The sequence below is a fragment of the Desulfonatronovibrio magnus genome, assembly GCF_000934755.1.
In the GTDB taxonomy this organism is placed as follows: domain Bacteria; phylum Desulfobacterota; class Desulfovibrionia; order Desulfovibrionales; family Desulfonatronovibrionaceae; genus Desulfonatronovibrio; species Desulfonatronovibrio magnus.
The window spans coordinates 1-7,490 of sequence record NZ_JYNP01000113.1 but is presented as its reverse complement, the minus strand read 5'-3'; the positions used below and the strand labels follow the sequence as shown (position 1 = coordinate 7,490).

General features: G+C 44.4%; 11 protein-coding genes and 3 pseudogenes. 1 reads left to right on the top strand and 13 read right to left on the bottom strand.

The window, feature by feature from the left end; all coding sequences use genetic code 11:
* From LZ23_RS10965 to LZ23_RS10935, 7 genes and pseudogenes are all read right to left on the bottom strand, one after another.
* On the bottom strand, positions 1-668 hold a 668-nt coding region (locus tag LZ23_RS10965; protein WP_045214136.1), incomplete at its 3' end, for a transposase.
* On the bottom strand, positions 643-1,437 hold the full coding sequence (locus tag LZ23_RS10960) for a SapC family protein (protein WP_045214134.1): 795 nt from the start codon (positions 1,435-1,437) through the stop codon (positions 643-645). The genes LZ23_RS10965 and LZ23_RS10960, both read right to left, overlap by 26 nt.
* Positions 1,400-2,497: a GDP-L-fucose synthase family protein gene (locus LZ23_RS10955; RefSeq protein WP_045214132.1), complete on the bottom strand. Its 1,098-nt coding sequence runs from the start codon at positions 2,495-2,497 to the stop codon at positions 1,400-1,402. The genes LZ23_RS10960 and LZ23_RS10955 overlap by 38 nt, the downstream gene beginning before the upstream one ends.
* Positions 2,498-2,805: 308 nt before the next feature.
* Positions 2,806-4,005, bottom strand: a complete 1,200-nt coding sequence (gene gmd, locus LZ23_RS10950; RefSeq protein ID WP_045214131.1) for a GDP-mannose 4,6-dehydratase — start codon at positions 4,003-4,005, stop codon at positions 2,806-2,808.
* 15 nt (positions 4,006-4,020) lie between these two features.
* Complete coding sequence (locus LZ23_RS10945; protein WP_008870513.1) at positions 4,021-4,221, bottom strand: DUF2283 domain-containing protein; 201 nt, start codon at positions 4,219-4,221, stop codon at positions 4,021-4,023.
* Positions 4,218-4,460, bottom strand: coding sequence for a DUF4258 domain-containing protein (locus tag LZ23_RS10940; RefSeq protein WP_008870512.1), 243 nt, complete (start codon positions 4,458-4,460; stop codon positions 4,218-4,220). The genes LZ23_RS10945 and LZ23_RS10940 overlap by 4 nt, the downstream gene beginning before the upstream one ends.
* A 127-nt stretch (positions 4,461-4,587) precedes the next feature.
* Positions 4,588-4,824, bottom strand: a pseudogene (locus tag LZ23_RS10935) (hypothetical protein); the annotation flags it as partial.
* 176 nt (positions 4,825-5,000) lie between these two features.
* Between LZ23_RS10935 and LZ23_RS10930 the strand changes: the two are divergent.
* The gene (locus tag LZ23_RS10930) at positions 5,001-5,258 is read left to right on the top strand and encodes a HigA family addiction module antitoxin (RefSeq protein ID WP_084591019.1); all 258 of its coding nucleotides are present in this window, start codon (positions 5,001-5,003) and stop codon (positions 5,256-5,258) included.
* Between the two features lie 31 nt (positions 5,259-5,289).
* Here LZ23_RS10930 and LZ23_RS10925 read toward each other — a convergent pair whose 3' ends face one another.
* From LZ23_RS10925 to LZ23_RS10905, 6 genes and pseudogenes are all read right to left on the bottom strand, one after another.
* Positions 5,290-5,640 carry a hypothetical protein gene (locus tag LZ23_RS10925; RefSeq protein WP_045214126.1) on the bottom strand — a complete coding sequence of 117 codons (351 nt, stop codon included), beginning with the start codon at positions 5,638-5,640 and terminating at the stop codon, positions 5,290-5,292.
* A gap of 161 nt (positions 5,641-5,801) precedes the next feature.
* Positions 5,802-6,041 carry a type II toxin-antitoxin system HicA family toxin gene (locus LZ23_RS10920; protein WP_045214124.1) on the bottom strand — a complete coding sequence of 80 codons (240 nt, stop codon included), beginning with the start codon at positions 6,039-6,041 and terminating at the stop codon, positions 5,802-5,804.
* Positions 6,034-6,297 carry a type II toxin-antitoxin system HicB family antitoxin gene (locus tag LZ23_RS10915; protein WP_045214122.1) on the bottom strand — a complete coding sequence of 88 codons (264 nt, stop codon included), beginning with the start codon at positions 6,295-6,297 and terminating at the stop codon, positions 6,034-6,036. The genes LZ23_RS10920 and LZ23_RS10915 overlap by 8 nt, the downstream gene beginning before the upstream one ends.
* Before the next feature lie 131 nt (positions 6,298-6,428).
* Positions 6,429-6,839: a hypothetical protein gene (locus tag LZ23_RS10910; protein WP_157493198.1), complete on the bottom strand. Its 411-nt coding sequence runs from the start codon at positions 6,837-6,839 to the stop codon at positions 6,429-6,431.
* A gap of 37 nt (positions 6,840-6,876) precedes the next feature.
* Positions 6,877-7,187, bottom strand: a pseudogene (locus tag LZ23_RS24105) (hypothetical protein); the annotation flags it as partial.
* 4 nt (positions 7,188-7,191) lie between these two features.
* Positions 7,192-7,490: pseudogene (locus LZ23_RS10905) on the bottom strand (Rpn family recombination-promoting nuclease/putative transposase); the annotation flags it as partial.

The window sequence follows — 7,490 nt, the reverse complement described above, 5'->3', positions numbered from 1 at the left end:
CTTTCTGCTGCACCTGTCTCGTATACAAACTGCCTGTACTTGCGAACTATCTCCTTGGGGTCAAACTCATTCCATTCCTTCATTCCAAAATCTATGGACAGCAAATTATTCCTGTTCCCGGTCTGGGTATGGTAGCCAAGGGAACACCAGCGGTAGTCTTCCGGTTTTTTTACTATGCCTGCTCTTACCGGATTCAGGTCCACATAAGCCAGAAGATTAACCAGGCTCAAACCATCCTGGACAATCATACTTTTAAACCTATCCCCCCAGAAGAAGCCCCTGCGGTTATACTTCTTATTGAAATACCTGGTAAATCCCTGCTTGATGTCCTTCACATAAGCCCCCAGGTTGGTCAGCCTCTTACGGTAATCAGAAACAAGCACCCCGGTCACATTAAGCTCATCTCCATAATACTTCTGCAGCCTTTCCTTGATTTCATCATCTGTCGGATCAGATTCAGGATACATGCGGATTACCAGGTGGAAATGGTTGCCTAAGAGTGCGAATCCCAGCACATCCACAAAGTAGAGTTGTGACAGTTTCTTGATCAGGCCCAGCAGAAAGTCATTGTCTTTGTCCTTGATGGGCAAGCCCTGCAAGGCGGTTCTTGATATTATATGGTAGACTGTAGGCTGATTATCCCTAATAAATCTGGCTATTCTTGGCATGGTGAACCTCCATGAATGCTTGTGGTTGCTGGGTTGAAGGGAATGTAGCGGAATTTGGAAGAAGATGCAACTCAAAGAACCTGTCCCTTTTGTCTTTGATTTTTGAAGCCCTTTGTCTGGAAATAAGCTGGGCATAAGCAAGTCCCAGAGCATCGGCCTTACGCAGTTCAAGCAGACCCTCATCTGATATCTGCCCCAATGCTTTGTTGTCAACGCCGTATAAACCATCAAGCTTGTGATTCTTGGAATGGATGTTTAATACCAAAGGAAAAGGCTGTATAAGTTCATATTTGCTTAGTGCCTGGCAGGACTTAGCTGTAGCTGTGCGGCTTTGTTCCAGAATAAGCAGAAAGTTCATTTTGTCGCGGGTTTGCTTGGTCAGTTTACCGTTTTCATCAAAAAGAGGTATGCCTTCCTCTTTATCTGTAATCTGCTCATTTCCCTCAAGAACACAAAGTATGGGCTGTTTGTTCTGGTTGTACGCCACCTGAAAAGGATATCCTTTAAGGGCATAGGGAATATAACTGCCTGTCCACTTGCCATCTGCATCTACAAAAAGATTGTTGTCAGGTTCATAGCCCAGAACTGCGTAGGGCATAAAAGATTCATTTCTTTTGGTGAATACAATGGGCATTTCACTGGCAGCACTGAAAAAATCAACATTAAATAACGGAACCAAAGCTGAACCACGGACAAACTCATAGTCAGTTACGGGTTTCCAGCGCTTATCTTTATGTGTTTTCGGGGTTACCGGAATCAGTTTGGGCATAATGTGCGTAGAATTTCCTTAGACCTTCATCAAGGTCGGTTTTGTGTTTCCAGCCAAGGCTGTGCAGCTTGGAGACATCGGTAAGTTTCCTTGGTGTACCGTCTGGCTTGTCTTTATTGAAGACCAGCTCGCCTGTAAAGCCAACTATTTCTTTTACCTTTCGGGCCAGCTCACCAATGGATATTTCCACTCCGCTGCCTATGTTTATATGCGTATTGCGGATTTCTTTCATGTCCCTGGTTAGATCCGGAAAATCAATATTCTTCATGATAAACACGCAGGCCTCGGCCATATCTTCGCTCCACAGGAATTCTCTTTTGGGCTTGCCTGTACCCCAGATTTCAACGCTATTCTTTGTCACGCCGAACCTGTCTAAAATCTCCATGGCCTTATCTTTAGTCTCAACCTGCAGATCATCCAGAACATCCTGCCACTTATCCTGTTCCATAAGTTTAGCCAGATGTACTTTACGCATCATGGCCGGCAGCACATGGGCTTTTTCCAGGTCAAAGTTATCCCCTGGTCCGTAGAGGTTGGTAGGCATAACCGAGATATAGTTTGTCCCGTACTGCAGATTAAAGCTCTCACACATCTTAAGCCCTGCAATTTTTGCAATAGCATACGGCTCGTTGGTATATTCCAGTGGGGAAGTAAGCAGATGGTCTTCTTTCATAGGCTGGGGGCAGTCTCTGGGGTATATGCATGTACTGCCCAGGTACAAGAGTTTCTTTACCTTGGACAAATAGCTAGAATTTATAACATTGCTGGTAATACAAAGATTATCATAAATAAACTCAGCTCTGTAGGTGTTATTAGCCATTATCCCGCCCACCTTGGCTGCGGCCAGAAATACGTATTCTGGCTTTACCTTTTGAAAAAGCCAGGCTACTTGCAGTTGGTCTCTTAAGTCTACCTGGTAGGTATTAAATGGCAGATCAGGTTGCCTGTGCTGGTAAGTGCCGATTATGTTGACATAACCATTGGTTTGCAGTGCTCTGGATAAGGCGCTGCCTACCAGACCGGATATACCAGCTATGAGTATTGTGCTGTTTTTAAGCATAAAAATTTTAACCACAGAGGCACAGAGAACACAGAGTTAAGAGTTAAGAGAAAAAGGTTTTATTCTTCTCAGTGTCCTCTGCGTCTCTGTGGTGGGAAATATCTTTTCTTTTATTAATCACAGAGGCACAGAGAACACAGAGTTAAGAGAAAAAGGTTTTATTCTTCTCAGTGTCCTCGGCGTCTCTGTGGTGGGAAATATCTTTTCTTTTATTAACCACAGAGGCACAGAGTTAAGAGTTAAGAGAAATCAGGCTTTATTCTTCTCAGTGTCCTCAGCGTCTCTGTGGTGAGCAATATTCTTTGGCTTCACTCATGAAAATTACAAACCTCATAACCATGGTCATTACAAAGCTTATCCCGCCTGGCCTGATCCAGATCGTGGCGGACCATCTCTTTTACCATCTCAGTAAAGCTTATCTCAGGAACCCAGCCAAGTTTCTGTTTGGCCTTGGTTGGATCACCCAGCAGGGTTTCTACTTCTGTTGGTCTGAAATATCTGGGATCAACCCGAACAACCACATCGCCGGGAGCGATGTTTCGTGAGTCGTGAGCCGTGAGTCGTGAATCGTCTTTTTCTTTACTATTTACGCCTAACGTCTCACGCTTTACGCCATCTACGCCTGACGCCTTACGCTTTACGCTCTCCACAATACCCACCTCATCCACACCTATACCCTGCCATGTCAGATGCATATCCAGCTCAGCAAAAGCCAGCTCACAAAACTCACGTACGCTGTGCTGCTCTCCTGTGGCTATTACAAAATCCTCTGGTGCATCCTGCTGGAGCATAAGCCATTGCATGCGTACAAAGTCCCTGGCGTGTCCCCAGTCTCGTTTTGCATCTAAGTTGCCCAGGTAAAGTGTATCCTGCAGGCCTAATGCAATTCTGGCCGCAGCTCTGGTAATCTTGCGGGTGACAAAGGTTTCGCCTCTAATTGGTGACTCATGGTTGAACAATATGCCGTTACAGGCATACATTCCGTAGGCTTCCCGGTAATTAACCGTTATCCAGTAGCCGTACAGCTTGGCTGCTGCGTAGGGTGATCTTGGATAAAATGGCGTATTCTCAGTCTGGGGTGTCTCAACAACCTTACCGTAGAGCTCAGATGTAGAAGCCTGATAAAACCTGGTCTTATCTGTCAGGCCCAAAAGCCTTATAGCCTCAAGTATTCTAAGTGTACCCAGGGCATCTGCATTGGCTGTATACTCGGCAGTCTCAAAAGATACCTGCACATGGGATTGGGCGGCCAGGTTGTATATCTCATCAGGTTGTACTTCCTGGATTATCCGAATCAGGTTGGTGGCATCTGTCAAGTCGCCGTAATGCAGGATGAAGTTTCTGTTTTCAGTATGCGGGTCCTGATACAGGTGATCAATACGGTCTGTATTGAAACTGGAGGCCCTACGCTTGATACCGTGGACTATGTAGTTCTTGTGCAGGAGCAGTTCTGCCAGGTATGCTCCGTCTTGGCCTGTTATGCCGGTGATTAGGGCTTTTTTAGTCATAAAATAAGTTGGAAATTAAACTGTTTCAAACTGCATTGTAGAAAGATTTTTTTTGTCTGTTTTTTTCGAAATATTAAGGATTTCCATACCAACCACTTGGTTGTTGGCGTCAAAGTCCAGTATTACACCGGGTTGAACTTCCTCTGATTCAACAATCTTGTTCTCGTCAAGTCGAAAATAAAGTGCATCAGTTTCTTTATCTACTCTAATTCTCATTGCCCTGTTCTCCTTAATCGGCGATCAAAAAAAGCTGTTATCCTCCGGGGTGGATCACTTTTAATGTTTATGACGACCCTGAGCCAGCGGCCGCCATTGACATTAAACAACTTAAGATAGTGCTTTGTTCCGTCTTTTCGTTCTTCAGTTTTATCAGGAATTGTCATGGTTTTATCAACCATTTCCATTGAAATTTCCCGCTCTTTAAGCATCTCTGTGAAATGTTTTGTATCAATCATATCATTACTAAAAAAATTGAAGGATATAGTCGAAGGCTATCCGTATAAATTTCATTGCCATGTCGTGCAATAGATACTGATATAATAGGCTTTTTGGAGGCAGGCAAGGGGAAATTGAATGCCCAGGCTACGGAGCACCCAATCGCTTCATGGAATACAACCCCTCCCCCCCGCCAATAGGCGTAAATTTCCTTGTATCCTTGGACCCAAGCAGATGCTTAACCTGGTCAAATACCTCCTGAACAAAGTCTTTCCCCCCGATCACACCTGAGTCTGTAAAATACCGGCATCTGTACCTGAACCGGTCAGTCCTGGATATTTTGTAGCCTTTCTTTCTGGCTTTTTCCACGATCTTTGGATCAATTCCTCTTTTCAAGCTCTTCACTGTCCCCTGTCCCCTGACTCCTGATACCTTCTTCACTGTCCCCTGTCCCCTGACTCCTGATACCTTCTTCAACGGGCGGTTCTGGATATAACATGGTATACTGTAGGTTGGTTTTCACGAATAAATCTGGCTATTCTGGGCATGGTAGAACCTCCATGAATTACTGTCCTTGTAGATCCTTAACGAATGTAGCGAAACATGGCAAAACAGTCAATCTAAGAACCTGTCCCCTTTCTCTTCTAAATGAGAGAAGAAGGATAACCTCTGATACGGCCTTGCGCCTGAGCAGGTACTTTGGAACCTCAGCGGAATTCTGGATGAACCTTCAGCAGGCTTATGATCTGAAGATAGCCAGGGAAAGTACATGGTCGGACATTGAAGTGGCTGTCAGACCTCTGTGTGTGAATGCATAAAAAAAGCCCACCAGCTCAAAGCCAGCACCCCTCAAAAAAACAACCACCAAACAATAAAGCCAATAAACAATATAACCAGAATCAGACAGCCCCGTGGTGGCTCAACTTGATCTTCCTGCTGTCTATTCTTTTTGTACTGTGGTTTTATGTTACCAAAGCGATCAAAGTAATGCCTCACTGGTCCATATTTGGCTTCGATCCTGCGCCACCTCTGGTATTGTACCGTACGCACTGCCTTGTATACATTCATTGCGTGATCTTCGGATAAGTTCTCATAATCCGAATCAAAAGTATTATAGAAATCATCTAAAGCTTTCCGCAGTGCCGGTCCTTCTGTGTCATCAGGTCCAAGCTCCCGGTCCAGCCTTGCAAAACAACGCATTAAATGTTTTTTGCATCTTTCCAGTCTGGGTAATTGATTATCTGTATGAAGGTATCAGATACTGGTTTAAGGCGGTTGTTGGCTCTCTTGGTGTGGTGAACTGCTTCTGTTTTGTTCATAATGAAAAAAACCAGCAAGTTGTCCCTGCTGGCGATCAATAATCAACTGAAGATTTTATCAATCTCAACATCAGTAAAACCCAGTTGCCTGAAAATTCGGATTACATAAGGCGGTGACATTTCCCCTGCTCCCATATCAATTGGGGCAGTATGCTTTTTTCCCTGGACTACTCTAATGAATATTCTGTGGTCGCCTTTGCCTTCCCGATAAAACTCGCAGCCATTCTTTTTTATGATTTTGATTAGTTGTTTGGGCTTGAGAGAAGGGATAGATTTAGGCATGAACAGCTCTTAATTCGAAGGTTGTTGTATCCTCAGCGTCAGCATTTTCTATGGTTAGAAATTCATGTAGTTCCCGAATCGGTATCGGCCCACTATAAACATTTTCATCTTCAGCAAGCACCTCTTCAAAAGATTCTATCGCTTCTTTTAATTTTGATGCAGCCTCATCTTTGCTGGTTCCCTGTCCAACAAGACCATTCTCAAGACAAAGAGCTACCCAGTATTTATCACTTTTCCTGAATATAAATGAATACATGGTTGACCTCCATAGTTGTTGCCATTGCTTACTATTTTTTAGATCATCCCAAGCCACTTGGCAAGCACCAACAAAAAAAGCCCACCAGCATAAGCCAGTGGGCAAGATATAAAAAAAGCCAGCAAGGTTATTTACTTAACCCCGCCAAGCCTCTTAATCAGCGGCAAAGTACCACCTATAAACCCATCCAGCCTTACCTTAAGCTCATTAACTGTTTCCTCTCCGTGCTTCAAAGGCTGGCCGTCTTTAAGCAGTGATTTATTCAGACCCCGTAACCTTGCCTCTACCCCTGCTGGGATATCCTCGTTCTTGCTGTGTGCATCAATAGCCATCCACTGGATCTCGTCTAAATTAATGCCAGTACCGATACCTGGTAGAGCCAGATATCTGTACGGTGCGCCACGGGATACCAGTTCTGAAAGAGTTTGATTGAAGTTTATGGCTGGTTTTTTGTTTGCGTTTTGGACATAGAAGCCAACAGCACCACCGTGTGCCAGTAGAGTCAAAGACTGCAGAAGCGATCCCAGATTTAGATCAGGCAAGGCTTTATTCAAACCAGCATTTTTAACTGGGCCTATATTAAGTTTGTCCCAGTCTTTTCATTGAATACAAACCCTCCACCCCACCAACCGGAGTAAATTTCCTTGTATCCTTGGACCCCAGCAAATGCTTAACCTGATCAAATATTTACCCCGTAAAATTTCTTTTCATTTTACTGGGGCCTCCTGCACAAAGTCCTTCCCGCCGATCACCCCGGAATCAGTAAAATACCGGCATCTGTATCTGAACCTCTCAGCTCTGGATATCTTGTAGCCTTTCTTTTTGGCTTTTTCCACGATCTTTTTGTCCATTACCTTGCCTTTCCCGGCATCCACACTTTGTGTAGTGTAGGGATTAGTTGAGTGCTGCTTTGTCTACCAACTCTGTGAATTCATCCAAGGAGTCTGTCCTGATGATCTTTCGGGTTAAAGCCCTGAGATTCTCTACGGATTGAATGGACTTAATTTTAACCTGGAGCATGCCAGGTATTGGGCCATATACTTCTGTTGCAAGGTCTATCAAGGTTTCCTGGGTGGCTTCAAGTTTGCCCTTAACTATGCCCTGCTGCTCACCGATAATAAGCCCTTCATGCTTACCCTGCCTAAGCCACTGATCAGCTAAAGTTTCCATTATCTTTTCACCTCCCTCTGGAA

Bases quoted from the DNA above. Each gene is read 5' to 3' on its own strand.
- LZ23_RS10960 (WP_045214134.1), bottom strand. From the start codon at position 1,437: ATGCCCAAACTGATTCCGGTAACCCCGAAAACACATAAAGATAAGCGC.
- LZ23_RS10955 (WP_045214132.1), bottom strand. From the start codon at position 2,497: ATGCTTAAAAACAGCACAATACTCATAGCTGGTATATCCGGTCTGGTA.
- gmd (WP_045214131.1), bottom strand. From the start codon at position 4,005: ATGACTAAAAAAGCCCTAATCACCGGCATAACAGGCCAAGACGGAGCA.
- LZ23_RS10945 (WP_008870513.1), bottom strand. From the start codon at position 4,221: ATGAGAATTAGAGTAGATAAAGAAACTGATGCACTTTATTTTCGACTT.
- LZ23_RS10940 (WP_008870512.1), bottom strand. From the start codon at position 4,460: ATGATTGATACAAAACATTTCACAGAGATGCTTAAAGAGCGGGAAATT.
- LZ23_RS10930 (WP_084591019.1), top strand. From the start codon at position 5,001: ATGAATTACTGTCCTTGTAGATCCTTAACGAATGTAGCGAAACATGGC.
- LZ23_RS10925 (WP_045214126.1), bottom strand. From the start codon at position 5,640: ATGCGTTGTTTTGCAAGGCTGGACCGGGAGCTTGGACCTGATGACACA.
- LZ23_RS10920 (WP_045214124.1), bottom strand. From the start codon at position 6,041: ATGCCTAAATCTATCCCTTCTCTCAAGCCCAAACAACTAATCAAAATC.
- LZ23_RS10915 (WP_045214122.1), bottom strand. From the start codon at position 6,297: ATGTATTCATTTATATTCAGGAAAAGTGATAAATACTGGGTAGCTCTT.